The sequence below is a fragment of the Sulfitobacter dubius genome (genome assembly GCF_900113435.1).
Taxonomy (GTDB): Bacteria; Pseudomonadota; Alphaproteobacteria; order Rhodobacterales; family Rhodobacteraceae; genus Sulfitobacter; species Sulfitobacter dubius.
Window position 1 is genome coordinate 694,587 of the sequence record NZ_FOPG01000002.1, and the last position, 15,454, is coordinate 710,040.

Annotated in this window: 17 protein-coding genes; 6 read left to right on the forward strand and 11 right to left on the reverse strand. The window is 61.8% G+C overall.

Annotated features, from left to right (window positions below; genetic code table 11):
- Positions 1-48 precede the first annotated feature (48 nt).
- Both BM229_RS12115 and BM229_RS12120 read left to right on the forward strand, forming a co-directional pair.
- Positions 49-696 (forward strand): RluA family pseudouridine synthase, encoded by a 648-nt coding sequence (locus BM229_RS12115; protein WP_093927877.1) that lies wholly within the window; start codon positions 49-51, stop codon positions 694-696.
- A 182-nt stretch (positions 697-878) separates the two neighbouring features.
- Positions 879-1,532, forward strand: coding sequence for a peroxiredoxin (locus BM229_RS12120; protein ID WP_067624311.1), 654 nt, complete (start codon positions 879-881; stop codon positions 1,530-1,532).
- Between the two features lie 7 nt (positions 1,533-1,539).
- Here the strand turns inward: BM229_RS12120 and BM229_RS12125 are convergent, their stop codons facing one another.
- The 9 genes from BM229_RS12125 to rbfA all read right to left on the reverse strand — a co-directional run bounded on the left by BM229_RS12125 (position 1,540) and on the right by rbfA (position 9,745).
- A complete protein-coding gene (locus tag BM229_RS12125; protein WP_093927878.1) occupies positions 1,540-2,292 on the reverse strand; it encodes a glycosyltransferase family 25 protein in 753 nt (250 codons plus the stop codon).
- A gap of 53 nt (positions 2,293-2,345) precedes the next feature.
- Positions 2,346-3,050: a glycosyltransferase gene (locus BM229_RS12130; RefSeq protein WP_093927879.1), complete on the reverse strand. Its 705-nt coding sequence runs from the start codon at positions 3,048-3,050 to the stop codon at positions 2,346-2,348.
- 61 nt (positions 3,051-3,111) lie between these two features.
- On the reverse strand, positions 3,112-5,253 hold the full coding sequence (gene pnp / locus BM229_RS12135) for a polyribonucleotide nucleotidyltransferase (RefSeq protein ID WP_093927880.1): 2,142 nt from the start codon (positions 5,251-5,253) through the stop codon (positions 3,112-3,114).
- A 282-nt stretch (positions 5,254-5,535) separates the two neighbouring features.
- Complete coding sequence (gene rpsO, locus BM229_RS12140; protein ID WP_067624299.1) at positions 5,536-5,805, reverse strand: 30S ribosomal protein S15; 270 nt, start codon at positions 5,803-5,805, stop codon at positions 5,536-5,538.
- A 167-nt stretch (positions 5,806-5,972) separates the two neighbouring features.
- The gene (locus BM229_RS12145) at positions 5,973-6,962 is read right to left on the reverse strand and encodes a calcium-binding protein (protein WP_244152165.1); all 990 of its coding nucleotides are present in this window, start codon (positions 6,960-6,962) and stop codon (positions 5,973-5,975) included.
- A gap of 87 nt (positions 6,963-7,049) precedes the next feature.
- On the reverse strand, positions 7,050-7,565 hold the full coding sequence (locus BM229_RS12150; protein ID WP_093927881.1) for a DUF1643 domain-containing protein: 516 nt from the start codon (positions 7,563-7,565) through the stop codon (positions 7,050-7,052).
- Positions 7,566-8,492, reverse strand: a complete 927-nt coding sequence (gene truB, locus BM229_RS12155; RefSeq protein WP_093927882.1) for a tRNA pseudouridine(55) synthase TruB — start codon at positions 8,490-8,492, stop codon at positions 7,566-7,568.
- A gap of 78 nt (positions 8,493-8,570) precedes the next feature.
- Positions 8,571-9,317, reverse strand: a complete 747-nt coding sequence (locus BM229_RS12160; protein WP_093927883.1) for a phosphodiester glycosidase family protein — start codon at positions 9,315-9,317, stop codon at positions 8,571-8,573.
- A complete protein-coding gene (gene rbfA / locus BM229_RS12165) occupies positions 9,314-9,745 on the reverse strand; it encodes a 30S ribosome-binding factor RbfA (protein WP_067626238.1) in 432 nt (143 codons plus the stop codon). Before rbfA ends, BM229_RS12160 begins: the two co-directional genes overlap by 4 nt.
- 98 nt (positions 9,746-9,843) lie before the next feature.
- Here rbfA and dapB point away from each other — a divergent pair, with 98 nt between their 5' ends.
- On the forward strand, positions 9,844-10,665 hold the full coding sequence (gene dapB, locus BM229_RS12170) for a 4-hydroxy-tetrahydrodipicolinate reductase (protein WP_093927884.1): 822 nt from the start codon (positions 9,844-9,846) through the stop codon (positions 10,663-10,665).
- A 75-nt stretch (positions 10,666-10,740) separates the two neighbouring features.
- Positions 10,741-11,100, forward strand: a complete 360-nt coding sequence (locus BM229_RS12175; RefSeq protein ID WP_093927885.1) for a dihydrodipicolinate reductase — start codon at positions 10,741-10,743, stop codon at positions 11,098-11,100.
- Positions 11,101-11,106: 6 nt separating this feature from the next.
- Here the strand turns inward: BM229_RS12175 and BM229_RS18430 are convergent, their stop codons facing one another.
- Complete coding sequence (locus tag BM229_RS18430) at positions 11,107-11,409, reverse strand: DUF1674 domain-containing protein (protein ID WP_269341648.1); 303 nt, start codon at positions 11,407-11,409, stop codon at positions 11,107-11,109.
- A 97-nt stretch (positions 11,410-11,506) separates the two neighbouring features.
- Between BM229_RS18430 and BM229_RS12185 the strand changes: the two genes are divergently transcribed.
- On the forward strand, positions 11,507-12,778 hold the full coding sequence (locus tag BM229_RS12185) for an RsmB/NOP family class I SAM-dependent RNA methyltransferase (protein WP_093927886.1): 1,272 nt from the start codon (positions 11,507-11,509) through the stop codon (positions 12,776-12,778).
- Positions 12,779-12,781: 3 nt separating this feature from the next.
- Here the strand turns inward: BM229_RS12185 and BM229_RS12190 are convergent, their stop codons facing one another.
- The gene (locus tag BM229_RS12190; protein ID WP_093927887.1) at positions 12,782-13,531 is read right to left on the reverse strand and encodes a phosphate/phosphite/phosphonate ABC transporter substrate-binding protein; all 750 of its coding nucleotides are present in this window, start codon (positions 13,529-13,531) and stop codon (positions 12,782-12,784) included.
- A gap of 166 nt (positions 13,532-13,697) precedes the next feature.
- Between BM229_RS12190 and BM229_RS12195 the strand changes: the two genes are divergently transcribed.
- A complete protein-coding gene (locus BM229_RS12195) occupies positions 13,698-15,446 on the forward strand; it encodes a heparinase II/III family protein (protein ID WP_243262165.1) in 1,749 nt (582 codons plus the stop codon).
- The last annotated feature ends 8 nt before the right edge of the window (positions 15,447-15,454 follow it).

A 15,454-nucleotide genomic window follows, 5' to 3' on the forward strand; every position in this document is an offset into this window, starting at 1 on the left:
AGGCTGCGCATTGCTTGATCAGCGGGGCGGCATCTGCGAGGGGAAGCCATGGATAGCGAATATAACCCGCCGCAGGACCCGCTGGTCATTCTGCATGAAGACGCCGAAGTGCTGCTGGTCGACAAACCCTCGGGGCTGCTCAGCGTGCCGGGCAAGGGCGAGCATCTGGCCGATTGCCTGATCGCGCGGGTGCAGGCGGTCTTTCCCGAGGCACTGCTGGTGCATAGGTTGGATCGGGACACCTCGGGCGTGATGATCTTTGCGATGACGCCCCATGCGCAGCGCCACCTTGGCCTGCAGTTTGAAAAACGCATGACGCGGAAAACCTATGTTGCAAGGGTCTGGGGCGTGCCGGAAGAGAAGTCCGGCACGGTCCATCTGCCGCTGATCGTTGATTGGCCCAATCGGCCCTTGCAAAAGGTCTGCCATGAAACGGGCAAGCCCGCACAAACAGATTGGAAGATGCTCAAGACTGATGGAGAAACCTCCCGCATGCGCCTGTTCCCAAAAACCGGACGCAGCCACCAGCTTCGCGTGCATATGCTGGCGCTTGGGCATCCGATCTTGGGCGACCCTTTCTATGCTACCGGGCCTGCGCGGGATTTTCCTCGCTTGATGCTGCATAGTGAGGAGTTGCGGTTTAACCATCCGCAAGGCGGGACATCGACCAAGGTACGGGCCAAGGCCCCGTTCTGAGGGCGCTCAATGCCCAGCCTTGCGATGTGAGGCGGGGGCGGGATCGGTATTTAAGAAAGGATGAAGGGGAAGGGGCCGTGGCGCTGCGGTGAAGTTTTGCTTTGTGGCAATCGGGGGGTGAAAATGGCGGGGTTTGCGATTACCTCTAGCCTATCTGTTCACAGATTGACCCGGAGGATATCATGGGCTTGCGTATCAACGACACTATTCCCGACCTTACCGTCGAAACCGATCAGGGCAGTTTTTCGCTGCATGAGTTCGTCGGTGACAGCTGGGCGATCCTGTTCTCGCATCCGAAGGATTTCACCCCCGTTTGCACGACCGAGTTCGGTGCCGTGGCGCGGCTTTCCGATGAATGGGAGAAGCGCGGCACGAAGGTGATTGGCGTCAGTGTCGATGGGGTTGAAGAGCATAAGAAATGGAAGGGCGATATTGAGAAGGTTGCGGGCACCAAGGCCGGTTTCCCGATTATCGCTGACGCAGGGCTGGAGGTGTCGAAGGCCTTTGATATGCTGCCCGCCGAAGCCTATATGCCTGATGGCCGCACGCCCAATGACAGTGCCACGGTGCGCTCGGTCTTTATCATTTCGCCGGATAAGCAGTTGAAGCTGAGCATGACCTATCCAATGAATGTCGGCCGTAACTTTGCCGAGGTGCTGCGGGCGCTGGATGGGTTGCAGACTGCTGGCAAGAATGGCGTGGCAACGCCAGCGGATTGGCAGGTGGGCGAGGATGTAATCATTCCCGCGACCGTGTCAGACGAGGACGCCAAGGCGAAGTTCGGGGCTTTCGATACTGTGTTGCCCTATCTGCGTAAGGCCAAGCTGCCGGGCTGATGCGCTGTCAGCGATGGCCGAGCTTATGTGCGAAGGCCATCGCTTTTTCATGCAGCAAGCGGCGCTGTTTGCGCAGGCCATAGAGCGGCGACCGGCGGAACTGACCCCGGTTGCCGCCTGAGCGGGCGGAAATGTCACTGTCGAACCGGCCAGCGGTGACGAGGCTTTGGGCGGTTGCCAACCCCATGTCGGAACGTGTGAGGACTTGTCTTAACATATTGTCCGCGGGGCAGAAAATAGGCTCGGAGGCGGCAAGGAAGGCATTGGCTCCGGCGCGGTTCCAGATCAGCGCATGGGCGAGCATGGGGAAATAGTGGGCGCGGAGCACTTCAATGCCTGCGACCTCTGCCATGGGACTGGTGATTTTCAAGCGCGTTGCGCCCAAGTTGACGCAGTGCCAATCGTCGCGGGCGCGAAGCCATTCTATCAGTTTCGGCACGGCGGTTTTGAACTCAGGCTGTAGGGCGATATCATCTTCGAAAACGAAGCCGATCTCATCGCCGCTTTCCAGAAAGGCTGTGGCGGCGCGCTGGTGGGAGACGTAGCATCCGACCTCACCTTGGGTCATCGACCGGCCCATGAACCGTCGGGCTTTGTTATCATCATAGGGCGCGAACTGCGCGAGGTCGATTTCACGCCCGTCGAATGCGTCTACGCGGATCGGGTCAATTTGCGCGCCGTCCAACTCGGCCTTCGCGCTGTCCAGCCGCATGGGGGAGGCGGCGAGATTGATGACGAATCCCTTAGGGCGCTGCGGCATGGATTTGACCTCATTCCTGTCGGCCCGGAGGAGCGGCGACAGGTTCTTACGGGTTAAGCTTTGGGGGTGGGCCTACCGCGCAGCCAGTTCTTGAACCGTTTGAAGGCGGAGGGTGGTTTGTGGGCGACGCTGACAAACCCGATGTGTTGGCAGGCGCCGGGTTTCAAAAAGGCGGTAAATTTTCCCTGTTTGCGCAGGTGACGCGAGATATGGCTTTCACGTTTGAAACCGCTGAAGCCGCCAACCTCTTTCCAGAGGGAGAGGGAGGCAAGATGCGGGTTGAACGTATAGCCATACCATTTAGGGCTAAGGGCATCCATGCGCGCGTAGGAGACGCCTGCACAGTCCTCATTGACGATCTGGGCGCGGGCCGCGTCTTCGATAAAGAAGTTATCGGTGTCGCGGAAACAGACCGAGGAAACATCGGGATGGGCCTCTAGAAGGCGCAGGGCGTCATCTAAGAAATCGTGGCGGGTGAATTCCCAGTCGTCCTCCATGTGAAAGACATAAGGCGTGCGCACCTTGGCATACATGGCGTCAACGGCGGGGTGGTGTCCGACCTGTTTGCCCAGATCAACGCGCTGGCCGTGGGGGCAGAGACGGTCGAAGACCGCGCTTGTTTCGGCATCGCCAAAGTCGTTGATGCCAATGATGGGGAGCTTACGCAGGTCCGGGCCGAGGCTTTCGAGCGTTTGTTGCAGGACATCGGGGCGCAGCCCCATGGTGATGCAAATCGTGACCAGATTCTCTGCGCTCATGTCTTGTACTGCCCTGCGGGAAAAGCTGCGGACCCCGGGGAGGGTCCGCAGCAGGTTTTAATCAATCTTCTGCCGGTTCTTTCTTCTCGGCAGTGATCTCTTCACCAGTCTCCTGATCGACGACTTTCATCGACAGGCGCACCTTGCCGCGATCGTCAAAGCCCAACAGCTTCACTTTCACTTCCTGACCTTCCTTCAGAACGTCCGAAGGGTGGTTCAGGCGGCGGTTTTCGATCTGGGACACGTGGACCAGACCGTCGCGCTTGCCAAAGAAGTTCACGAAAGCGCCGAAATCGACGATCTTGACCACGGTGCCGGTGTAGACGGCGCCTTCTTCGGGCTCTGCCACGATCGAATAGATCATGTCATAGGCCTTTTTGATGGCGTCGCCATTGGCGCTTGCGATCTTGATGATGCCTTCGTCGTTGATGTCGACCTTGGCGCCGGAGACTTCGACGATCTCGCGGATGACCTTACCGCCGGACCCGATCACTTCACGGATCTTGTCGGTGGGGATCTGCATGGTCTCGATGCGCGGGGCGTGGACGGAGAAGTCCGCGGCACCCGAGATCGCTTTGTTCATCTCGCCAAGGATGTGGATACGGCCTTCTTTGGCCTGAGCCAGGGCTTTTTCCATGATCTCGGGCGTGATGCCTGCAACCTTGATGTCCATCTGCAGGGATGTGATGCCCGCTTCGGTACCGGCCACTTTGAAGTCCATGTCGCCGAGGTGATCTTCGTCACCGAGGATGTCCGACAGGATCGCGTAGGAGCCGTCATCTTCGAGGATCAGACCCATCGCCACACCGGCCACAGCCGATTTCAGCGGCACGCCTGCGTCCATCATCGAGAGCGAACCACCGCAGACGGATGCCATGGAGGACGAGCCGTTGGATTCGGTGATCTCGGACACGAGACGGATGGTGTAGGGGAAGTCTGTCGCTGCGGGCAGAACCGCCTGCAGAGCACGCCAAGCGAGCTTACCGTGGCCAACTTCGCGGCGGCCGGGAGGGCCCACGCGACCAACTTCACCAACCGAGTAGGGGGGGAAGTTATAGTGCAGCAGGAAGTTCGATTTGAAGTTGCCGTGCAGCGCGTCGATGAACTGCTCATCGTCGCCGGTGCCGAGCGTGGTCACGACCAGACCTTGGGTTTCACCACGGGTGAAGAGCGCCGAGCCGTGGGTCCGCGGCAGGATGCCGGTTTCTGCCACGATGTCGCGGATTTCGTCAGTGCGACGGCCATCGATACGCTTGCCGGTTTTCACCACGTCGCCGCGCAGGATGCTGGCCTCAAGGCCTTTCATCGCGGAACCGAGGTTCTTGTCCTCAAGCTGCTCTTCGGTGAGCTTGCCTTTGATCGTCTCGCGGGCGGCGGCAACAGCGGCGGTGCGCTCTTGCTTGTCGGCGATAGCGAATGCAGCGCGCATTTCGTCTTCGCCAGCGGCTTTCACAGCGGCGGACAGGTCCGAGTAATCGTCGGGCTGGAAGTCGAACGGCTCTTTCGCTGCGTCTTCGGCCAGATCGATGATCAGGTCGATGACCGGCTGGATCTGGTCGTGGGCGAACTTAACGGCGCCCAGCATTTCCTCTTCCGACAGCTCATAGGCTTCAGATTCGACCATCATCACGGCGTCTTTGGTGCCGGCGACAACCAGATCGAGGCGCTGCTCGGGGTTCAGGCGCAGGTCCTGCATGTCGTCGATTGTTGGGTTCAGGATGTAATCGCCATCCTCATAGCCCACGCGGCAGCCCGCGATCGGACCCATGAAGGGCGCGCCGGAGATGGTCAATGCGGCGGAGGCGGCGATCATGGCGACCATATCGGGGTCGTTCACCAGATCGTGGCTCAGCACGGTGCACATCACCAGAACTTCGTTTTTGAAACCGGGGACAAAGAGCGGGCGGATCGGACGGTCGATCAGACGCGCGGTCAGGGTTTCTTTCTCGGTGGGGCGGGCCTCACGCTTGAAGAAGCCACCCGGTACTTTACCGGCGGCATAGTATTTCTCTTGGTAGTGCACGGTCAGGGGGAAGAAATCCTGGCCCGGCTTTTGCTGACGTGCGTACGTCACGTTGGCCATAACGCTGGTTTCGCCCAGCGTGGCAATCACCGACCCGTCCGCCTGACGGGCAACCTTACCGGTTTCCAGTGTCAGCGTCTCTTCGCCCCACTGGATCGATTTTTTCGTTACATTAAACATCTACGTTTCCTTTTTGGCCCATTGGCCATTGCATAGGGGCCGTATTGCCCCTGACTCCGGTATCTTCTTTTTCAGGCGCAGGAGTCCGCGCGCCGGATTTCAGATTGCGCGGGCATACAGGTTTTCAAGGTAAATGGGAAGCGTTCTATCGTGGCGGGGCTGTGAGCGGCGGCTTCTCTCCGTTGCGCTCTGCGCTGACCTGCGCGCAACAAAAAACCTCCCGGCGCGGGCCGGGAGGTTTGGGTCGTCCTGTCACCGGGAAACCCGGCGGGCTGTCCGCAATTAGCGGCGCAGGCCGAGGCGCTTGATCAGGTCCTGATAACGGGACTCATCTTTGGCCTTAACGTAATCCAGCAGCTTGCGGCGCGTCGCGACCATTTTCAAAAGACCACGGCGGCCGTGGTTGTCTTTTTTGTGGGTCTTGAAGTGCTCGGTCAGCGTGACGATGCGCGAGGTCAGAATGGCAACCTGTACTTCGGGCGAACCTGTATCGCCTTCTTTGGTGCCGAAATCTTTCATGACTTTTGCTTTTTCTTCAGCAGTAATCGACATCGGGGTCTCCTTTCGAAAAGAGTTTAAATGGATGGCGCAGGCCGGGATGTCGTCCAGCTCAGGCCCATGGAGATATCACCCGCTGACGGAATCAGCAGGCGATGGGGGCGTATAGGAGGAATTTGCGCCTTTGGCAAAGGGTGATTTATGCCAAATTGTCAGATGCGTTATGCCGCAAAGCCAAGGTTAAAGGCCGCGCTGAGCGGGATCAGGGCAATATCGTCAAGCGCAACACTGTCCCCGGCAACCCGTGCAACGATAATATCATCAAGCATAACCAGCGATTGGCCCGGCAGATCGGGGTCGGGCAGGATCGCGAGCGGCGGTTCCGCCCCGGCTGCGGCGCTGTCATCCCAGACAAAAAGCAGCGAATCATCCTGTGCGTGGTAGTCTGTAATCTGCGCGGCACCGCCGCTGCCGATCCAGTCGCCCATTACGATCCGATCCGTGCCCTCGCCGGATGTCACCACGTCCCCGGCCCCCGCTACGATCAGGTCATCCCCGCCGCCACCGTTCAGGTAATCGCGGCTTTGCAGGTCATCCGCCCCAGTAAGCGTGTCATCCCCCCAGCCGCCAAAGAGCGTATCCTCGCCCGCGCCGCCGCGCAGCGCATCATCGCCAAGCCCGCCTTGCAGCGCGTCACTCCCAGCTTCGCCATGCAGCACGTCATCACCCGCAGAGCCTTGCAGCGCGTCATCGCCCGCAGAGCCTTGCAGCGCGTCATCGCCCGCACCGCCATAGAGGAAGTCATCGTCATTATGGCCAAAGAGGCTGTCGTTCCCTGCGCCGCCGAAAAGGTCATCATCTCCGTCATTGCCGTGCAGGCTGTCGTCGCCATCATCGCCGTACAGCGTGTCGTTGCCATCATGGCCCTGCAGATCATCATCGCCGGCGGCGCCATGGATCAGATCATTCCCGCCGTAGCCGCCAAGTTGGTCGTCGCCCGTGCCTCCCTGCACCGTCTCTCCGCCATCGCTGCCCGACAGGATGTCTCCGACGGTGTTGGGGCTGCGCGGAGTGTCACCTTCTGGAACATCATCATCGGGCGGCGTTTCGATTTCAACGAAAGTGACAGCGCTGACCGCCATCAGACCCATCACACCAGCCAGCCACAACATGCGCAGTTCCACCCGTTCATTGCTTGATGCCCCACACATCATCCCGCCCTTAGAAGGGCACGCTGTGGCTGTAAAATCAAAGGAATAGCGGGAAAGTGGTTAACGAATGCCTGCCAGCGCGGGGCGCTAGGGTTGCCACAAAACCGGCTCTTGTGTGTAGGGCAGGTAGAGGGGGTGGCGCGGATGCCCGGCCTTGGAGAGTCCAAGGTGGTAGAGCGGTTTGGCCCCCGCCGCCAACTGTGCGGCGACGCTAAGGCCCCGGTCCAGATGGGCACCATGCACGCCCCAAGCGGCGATGATCTGGTCGGCCCAATCGGCCCCTTCGACCAGCGTGGCGTCGTTGTCGGGGCCGATGGGGTCGACAGCCGCGCGCATGTCGCGCGGATCGGTGGCGCGCCATGCAAAGATATTGGTCACCCGGAAACCGCCAAAGCCCAGCACCCTCGCGCGGCGCTCACAACGCTCGACGGTGGGGTCGTTCTGCACCTCCGTCGCGGTGGAGGGGTTCAGCATGACAAACATCACCCGCGGCGCAGCGCTGTCCCAGATCCGTGTGAGGCTGTAGCGATACTGCTCACAAGGGGAATAGATCGCCGTTGAGGGCGCATCGCCCTTGGTATGGCTGCGGGTGATGAGGGGCATTCAGCCCTCGTTCGTGTCCGAGGATAGGTTAAACACCCGGCTGGGGTGCAATTCGCCCGCCTTGAAGCGGCCCACGGCCACGGGCCGGCCGTCGAGGGAGGCCCAGCATTCATCGCCGTATTCCACGTCATGGGCGATCACCATGCCGGGGTTGCCGTTGCGCAGACGCGTCGCGCCTTCGGGGGTGGCTTTGACCTCCGGCAACTCAACCAATCCTTCGGCCAGCGGCAGCAGATGCGTGTCGAGTTCTGGCGTTCGTGCGATCTCGTCGATCTGTGCCAGTGTCAGGGCATTCGCCGCCTCAAACGGGCCGGACCACGTGCGGCGCAGTTCGCGGACATGACCGAGGCAACCAAGCTTCTGCCCAAGATCGCGGGCAATGGAGCGGACATAGCCGCCCTTGCCGCAGACCATTTCAAGCGTGACGTGATCGGCGTCGGGCCGGTCGAGCAGCAGCAGGCTTTCTACCCAAAGCGGGCGGGCGGCGATGTCCATCTCTTCGCCATCGCGGGCGCGTTTATAGGCGCGCTGGCCGTCGATCTTCACGGCAGAGAACTGCGGCGGCACCTGCTGGATGTCCCCGATGAAATCGCTCAGCGCGTCCTTGATGGCTGCATCGTCGGGGCGCAAATCGGAGGTGCCGATGACCTCGCCTTCGGCATCGTCGGTGTTGGTGGCAATGCCCAGACGCACGGTGAACTCATAGGCTTTGAGCGCGTCGGTGATATAGGGCACGGTCTTGGTCGCTTCGCCCAAGGCGATGGCCAGAACACCGGTCGCTTCGGGGTCAAGGGTGCCTGCGTGGCCCGCCTTCTTGGCTTCGAGCGCCCAGCGAACCTTGTTGACCACGGCGGTCGATGTCGGCCCGGCGGGTTTGTCTACAACCAGCCAACCTGAAATATCGCGACCCTTGCGTTTGCGTGCCATGTCTTGCCCCTTCGCTTTTGTGGTGCTGCCCTCTAACGGAGCCGCGCGCCGCTGCCCAGCCCTAGCGCCGGGGAAAAGTCACTTTGCAGGCGTGACGATGCCGATGATCGGCCCCAGCGTGGTGAAGCCCGCCCCGGTGCGGCGCAGTCCCGGCGCGCGCAGACGGGAGATATTGCCGTCGAAATACAGCGCGTTAGGCAGGTCCAGCTCATCCCGGTAGAGCCGGGCAAACTCATGAAAGGTTACCACGTCATTAGAAATCGCGAAAACCGCGCGTTTTCCATCTGCCGTGGTGCCAACGCCGTTGCGGATATAGCGCGAGGTGCTGTTGGGTAAGAATCGCGGATGCAGCGCCCCGTCGATCACCAGCATTGGCCCTGATTGCGTGGCAAAGCGGCAGTCAGGTTTGTTCTTGAGGTAACGCTTGGTCTCAATCACATCGGCGCGGCCATCACGCAGGCAGAAGACGCCATTGGGCAGCAGGCCAAAGTTGCCGGGCCCCGCGCTGTCGATCACGCCGCGCGCCTCGACGCCTTCTTCGACGTAATGCCCGACCGGAGAGCGGTCCTCGTGGTACATGCCCGCGTTCATCGCAAAGCCCAGCCGCAAGCCCTGCGCCTTCAAGGCCTCATCAAGCGATCCGAAGAACCCATAGGGCGCGCCTGCGTCATCGTTAAGAAAGAGCCGCAGATCGTCACGGTCCAGATCAACTTCGCAAATAGTATAGGAACTGCCGTCAAACGTGATGTTGCGACATTCGGCAGCGTCCGAAGGCGTGCCTTTCAGCGCGATCAGCGCCAATGCGATCAAACCGGCCCGGATCACTGATCCGGCGCGCTGTCGGCAGCGTCATCGTCTGGCGCGTCCGCATCGCGGCGCACCACGTCTTGGTTCAACATCCGGCGCGTGTCGTCCATCCGGTCGAATGTGCGATCCAATTGGAACCGCAGATCGGGGGAAAACTTGAGCGTGAGTTTCTTAGCCACCTGTCGGCGCAATTCGTTCTTATTGCGCGCCAGCAGCTTGAGCACCTCATCTTGACCTTCACCACCCAGTGGCAGCACATAGGCCGTGGCGATCTTGAGATCGGGCGAGATGCGCACCTCTCCCACGGTGATCGACAGACGGTTGAGGTCGGTGTCATGCACGTCCCCGCGTGCGAGTACATCAGACAAGGCGCGGCGGACGGTTTCGCCCACGCGGAGTTGTCGTTGCGACGGGCCTGCGCCCTCATGAAACTTGTTCTTTGCCATGAACCCCATCTAAGGCTTCGGTTGCACTTTGCCAAGCGCTCGCCGAAGGGCTAAACCAGCCGAGCCATTCATGCCCCCGAACTGCAGGAGACACCCCCATGACACAGACCCCCGGCATCGCCGTTACCGGCGCCTCTGGCCGCATGGGCCAGATGTTGATCCGTGAGATCACCGCCAGCGACAAGATGCATCTGGCCGCGGCGGTGGAGCGTCCCGGTCAAGACTGGGTGGGGCGCGACGTGGGCGAAGCGATGGGCGGTGCGGCGCTGGGCGTCATCGTGACCGATGATGCCGCTGAGGCGTTTGCCAAGGTGCAAGCCGTGATCGATTTCACCGCGCCACAGGCCACGATCGCCTTTGCTGCCGAGGCCGCGAAGGCCGGGATCGTGCATGTCATCGGCACCACCGGTATGACCGATAAGGAGATCGCGCAGCTTGCCCCGGCGGCCGAGCAGGGGGCCATCATCGTCCGCGCGGGCAACATGAGCCTTGGGGTGAACCTGCTGACACAGTTGACCCGTCAGGTCGCCGCCGCGCTGGATGTTGACTACGACATTGAGATCATTGAGGCGCATCACAATCAAAAGGTCGACGCACCGTCAGGCACCGCTTTGATGTTGGGCGAAGCTGCCGCCGAGGGGCGGGGCGTGAAACTCGCTGATGTCTCCGATAGGGGCCGCGATGGCATCACTGGCGCACGGAAGAAGGGTGACATCGGTTTCACCGCGATCCGGGGCGGTGACGTCGTGGGGGAACATGATGTGATGTTCGCCGCCGCTGGCGAGCGGATCATTTTGCGCCACATCGCCTCTGACCGGGCTCTTTTTGCGCGGGGCGCGCTCAAGGCAGCGCTTTGGGGGCAGGGGCAGGCGCCGGGCGAATATGACATGCTGGATGTCCTGGGCCTGAAAACCTCATAATAGCGCAGATTATCTGAAACTTTACCCGCGTGAGCTACGTGAATGCCGAATGCAATTCACTGATGGGAGGTTTCGATGAGGTTTATCTTTGCACTCGCCGCGTCAGCGGTGCTGGCGCTGAGCGCCCTGCCCGCGGCGGCGGAATATGCCCGTATTCAAAGCAAATCCGACTTCGTCGCGGCGGTGAATGGCAAAAGGCTGACCCGCCCGCTCGTCGATCTGCGGGTGGCCTCTGGCGGAGCCATCTCCGGCAAAGGCGCGGTTTGGGAGGTCACGGGCACTTGGACGTGGAAAGACGGTTTCTTCTGTCGGACGCTGGTTTGGGGCGGCAAGGATCTGGGCTATAACTGCCAAGTGGTCATGCGCGATGGCGCGAAAATCCGCTTCACCTCCGACAAGGGTGCGGGTGAATCGGCGGTTCTGACCCTGCGCTAAGGCCACTTAGAAATCGACAGCGATGCCCTTTTTCTCCCAATCACCATAGCGCACCGGCTCTGGCCCATCGCGCCCGCCGAGTTCGGCGGGCAGGTCCAGTGCTGCGGCGGCCTCGCGCCGTGCGGCGGCTTCGGCCAAGGCGCGTTGCGCGGCGGCGGGCAGGTCCGGGCCGGGGGCCGGTGTTGGGTCATGCGGCGTGTCCGGGATCGGCTTTGGCCCCGGTTTGGGCTGCGGGGGCAGGTCCGGCGCGGGGCTTGGAGTTGGGTCAGGGCCGGGTCTACTGTCGGGAATAGGGCGTTGATCGGGCATCATGGTCCTCTTGAGCCAAGTTCTCCCTTGATATACGCCGCGCGCTGGCCCAGACAACCCGGCAACCCCCGAAGCAAGACCCAGATAGGATAAGATCATGGCAGACACAGGCGTTCAGGCCCGCAGAAGCGCGGTATATCTGCTGGATCAGATTTTGGGCGAAGAGCCACGTCTGATGTCGGAACTGCTCGCCTCCGGCGCGTTGGACAAGCTGCCCCCCGATGACCGGGCGCGGGCACAACGTCTGGCACAGGACACGCTGCGCGGGTTGGAGCGTGCCGACCGGCTGTTGCAAAAACATCTGCAAAAGGCCCCGCCGTTGACCGTGCGCAACGTGCTGCGTGTCGGTACGGTGGAGCTTTGTCAGGGCGGCGCGGCGCATGGGGTCGTGAACACGATGGTCAATCTCGTGTCCCAGCACCGCACGCTGAGCCACCTCAAGGGTCTGACCAACGCCGTCTTGCGTAAGATCGCCGCGCAGGGCCCCGAAGCATGGGGCGCCCTGCGCGCACCGCGCTTGCCCAAATGGCTGCGCGGTCCACTGGCCGAGGCTTGGGGGACGGACGCCATCGCCGCGATGGAAGAGGCGCATTTTGCGGGCGCACCGCTGGATCTGACCGCTAAGGGCGACCCTGCCGCCTTGGCCGAGGCCGTGGGCGGCACGCTTTTGCCGACCGGCTCGGTTCGGGTGACGGATGCCGGGCAGGTTTCCACCATGCCGGGTTTTGCCGAAGGTGACTGGTGGGTGCAGGATGCCGCCGCTGCGATCCCGGTGGGGGTGCTGGCTCCGAAAGAAGGCGAGACCGTGCTGGACCTCTGTGCCGCGCCGGGGGGCAAAACCATGCAACTCGCCGCCGCTGGGGCCGTTGTCACTGCCGTCGACCAGTCCCATTCCCGGATGCAGCGGGTGAAGGAAAACCTTGCCCGCGTGGGGCTCAAGGCCAAGACGCTCACCAAGGACGCCCGTGCCGTAGAGGGCGCGTTCGATGCGATCCTGCTCGACGCGCCGTGCTCTGCCACCGGTACCATCCGCCGCCACCCCGACCTGCCCCATGCTAAGGACGGCTCGGAATTCGGGGACCTGATCGAGTTGCAATCCGAACTGATCGACCACGCATGGAGCCTGCTGAAACCGGGCGGGCGGCTGGTGTTCTGTACCTGCAGCCTGCTGCCCGACGAGGGCGAAGTGCAGGTCGATGAGGCACTGGAACGGCATGGTGACATGACCGTTGACCGCGCCGCGCTGGACGTGGCCGGGGTCAACGCAGAGTGGATCACCGAAGAGGGCGGGTTGCGTCTGTGCCCTGATTTCTGGGCTGACAAAGGCGGCATGGACGGGTTCTACATCGCCTGTTTGCGCAAAGGTTAAGCGTCACGCGCCGATCGGCGGTGACGGCACGGCAAGATATGCCGCGCTTGGGATGTCTACCAAACCCCTGATGCCCAGCGTTTCGATATCTTCAGGCATAAGCCGCGCGATGGCTTGGCTGACCGCTGCAAAAGTCGCGATACGATTCGCCCCCGCCGCCGCGATATAGGGCAGGCCGGGTGTTGGTGTGGTGCGCTCTAGCACCCGCAGGTGGCTGGCGAAGGGATCGTAGCGCTGGATCAATCGCCATGACACCGCATCAAGTGCTGCGATATCCGCGCGCCCATCTGCGACGGTCTGGGCAGAGTTGCGGTGACCATGGCTTTGTGAGCGGTCCTTGAACCAGAACCCCTCTGCACTGCAATGCGTGTAAGCAGCGGCATATCCAGACTGTGAAAATGACTGGTTGTAGGTGAACCGCGCCGCGCGAAATTCGGAAATTGTTTCACGGGGATCATCGGCACGGATCACAAAAACGCTGCTGTAATACCCCGGCGGGCAGCCTGCGACGGCAAAGTCAGGCGTACCGATCAACGTAACATGGTCGTGCAGCCACAGACGGTAAGGCATCCCGCAGGTTTGCGAGAGAATCAGGTCCGGCGCATTCCAAACTGTAAATTCCTCTGCTTTGTTGTTCAGTGTTTCAGGCGCTGCGATGCCCCGCGCGGCAAGTTCTCCGCTGATCAGCGCCCAATAGCGGCCATGGGCCTCGGCGGTCTCTGGCCGCAGGTACATCATCAGGCTGGCGATCATCTGCGTGCTCCGCTTGGGACGACTATCTTTTAGGCAAGGCGCGGCCGCGCTGGCAAGGGACCGTTCCCCGCCGATTGCCCGGCGTATGGGGAAAATTCGGTGACTCATCACGGCGCGGGGGCTATGCTCCCGTCAAACGCCATCAGAGCGTCAGGGGCAGCTTGATATGATTAATCTTTCCAGCGTCATGGCCCGAAGGGCGCGGTTCTTGAACCGCTGGCACGCGTGGCGCGCGACTCGTGGGCGCGGACGGGCGACAGGTTTTGTGTCTTCGCCCGAGCCGCGCACCATTGGTTCTTTTGCACGGGGGCGGCAGTTGATCGCGGGCAATTACCTTTTTGCTGGCAGCCTTTTAACCGCGCCGCAGACCGCGATGTGGGAACTGGCCCCGCCAGATCACGTCTTTGCGGCGGAACTGCATGGATTTGCATGGTTGGATGACCTTGCCGCAGTGGGCGACGCGCGGGCGCGGACAGCGGCGCAGGATTGGCTTTGGGATTGGATCAACCGCTTCGGGCGCGGGCAGGGGCCGGGCTGGACCCCGGCGCTGACGGGGCGGCGGCTGATCCGTTGGATCAACCATGCGCTTTTCATGTTGCGGGGCACGGAGGCCGAGCAGAGCGATGTTTTCTACCGTTCGCTAGAGCAACAGACCCGATTTTTGTCGAAACGCTGGCGTGCCTCTGCGCCGGGATTGCCTCGGTTCGAGGCGCTGACCGGGTTGATCTATGCGGGCCTATCGCTTGAAGGGTTGGAGGAACTGGCCGATCCGGCGATCAAGGCATTGGCGCGCGAATGTGCCAGCCAGATCGACGCCGAGGGCGGTTTGCCCACCCGCAACCCCGAGGAATTGCTGGCCGTGTTTACCCTGCTAACATGGGCCGCTGCCGCGCTAAGCGATGCAGGCCGCAGCACGCCAAAGGAACATCTGACTGCGATCGAGCGTATCGCGCCCACCCTGCGCAGCCTGCGCCATGCGGATGGCGCTTTGGCGCGGTTCCACGGCGGTGGGCGCGGTATGGAAGGCTGGCTGGATCACGCGCTGGCGGCGGCCAAGGTCAAGACACGGCAGCCCGATGGGCTGGCGATGGGCTATGCACGGCTGTCTGCGGGGCGCACCAGCGTGATTGTCGATGCCGCACCCCCGCCGGGTGGCTCGGCATCGAGCAATGCCCATGCCTCGACATTGGCGTTCGAGCTGACCTCGGGGCGGCGGCCCTTGGTGGTGAACTGCGGCTCAGGCGCGTCTTTTGGGCTGGAGTGGCGTCGGGCAGGGCGGGCCACGCCGTCGCATTCAGCGCTGTCGCTGGTGGGCTATTCCAGCGCGCGGCTGGCAGAGCCTGATCGCCACACGGGAGAAGAGGCGCTGATCCACGGGCCGCGCCATGTGCCCGTTGAGATCGGAGAGGCCGCCGATGGGCTTCGCTTTGAAGGGGGGCACGACGCCTATCTGCGCAGCCACGGGCTGACCCATGCGCGGCGGCTTGAACTGACGTCGGACGGGCGCGGCCTGTCGGGGGAAGATATGCTGCTGGCGATAGAGGATGCCGAGAAGCGGCGTTTCGACAAGATGCTGGATGCCACACGGTTGAAAGGAGTGCCCTTTGACATCCGTTTTCACCTCCACCCGGATGTAGATGCCACGGTTGACCTTGGCGGGGCTGCGATCTCAATGGCGCTGAAAAGTGGTGAGATTTGGGTGTTTCGCCATGACGGCACGCATAATCTGTCTTTGGAACCGGGGGTTTACCTAGAGACAACCCGTCTTAAACCGCGCGCCGCGCAGCAGATCGTGCTCTCGGGCTATGCCATGAACTATGCCACACGGGTGCGCTGGTCGTTGTCAAAAGCGCAGGAAACTGCGATTGGCGTGCGAGATTTGTCGATCGACGATCCCTATGCTGATGAAGACTGACCAAGGAA

Bases quoted from the DNA above. Each gene is read 5' to 3' on its own strand.
- BM229_RS12115 (WP_093927877.1), top strand. From the start codon at position 49: ATGGATAGCGAATATAACCCGCCGCAGGACCCGCTGGTCATTCTGCAT.
- BM229_RS12120 (WP_067624311.1), top strand. From the start codon at position 879: ATGGGCTTGCGTATCAACGACACTATTCCCGACCTTACCGTCGAAACC.
- BM229_RS12125 (WP_093927878.1), bottom strand. From the start codon at position 2,292: ATGCCGCAGCGCCCTAAGGGATTCGTCATCAATCTCGCCGCCTCCCCC.
- BM229_RS12130 (WP_093927879.1), bottom strand. From the start codon at position 3,050: ATGAGCGCAGAGAATCTGGTCACGATTTGCATCACCATGGGGCTGCGC.
- pnp (WP_093927880.1), bottom strand. From the start codon at position 5,253: ATGTTTAATGTAACGAAAAAATCGATCCAGTGGGGCGAAGAGACGCTG.
- rpsO (WP_067624299.1), bottom strand. From the start codon at position 5,805: ATGTCGATTACTGCTGAAGAAAAAGCAAAAGTCATGAAAGATTTCGGC.
- BM229_RS12145 (WP_244152165.1), bottom strand. From the start codon at position 6,962: ATGTGTGGGGCATCAAGCAATGAACGGGTGGAACTGCGCATGTTGTGG.
- BM229_RS12150 (WP_093927881.1), bottom strand. From the start codon at position 7,565: ATGCCCCTCATCACCCGCAGCCATACCAAGGGCGATGCGCCCTCAACG.
- truB (WP_093927882.1), bottom strand. From the start codon at position 8,492: ATGGCACGCAAACGCAAGGGTCGCGATATTTCAGGTTGGCTGGTTGTA.
- rbfA (WP_067626238.1), bottom strand. From the start codon at position 9,745: ATGGCAAAGAACAAGTTTCATGAGGGCGCAGGCCCGTCGCAACGACAA.
- dapB (WP_093927884.1), top strand. From the start codon at position 9,844: ATGACACAGACCCCCGGCATCGCCGTTACCGGCGCCTCTGGCCGCATG.
- BM229_RS12175 (WP_093927885.1), top strand. From the start codon at position 10,741: ATGAGGTTTATCTTTGCACTCGCCGCGTCAGCGGTGCTGGCGCTGAGC.
- BM229_RS18430 (WP_269341648.1), bottom strand. From the start codon at position 11,409: ATGCCCGATCAACGCCCTATTCCCGACAGTAGACCCGGCCCTGACCCA.
- BM229_RS12185 (WP_093927886.1), top strand. From the start codon at position 11,507: ATGGCAGACACAGGCGTTCAGGCCCGCAGAAGCGCGGTATATCTGCTG.
- BM229_RS12190 (WP_093927887.1), bottom strand. From the start codon at position 13,531: ATGATCGCCAGCCTGATGATGTACCTGCGGCCAGAGACCGCCGAGGCC.
- BM229_RS12195 (WP_243262165.1), top strand. From the start codon at position 13,698: ATGATTAATCTTTCCAGCGTCATGGCCCGAAGGGCGCGGTTCTTGAAC.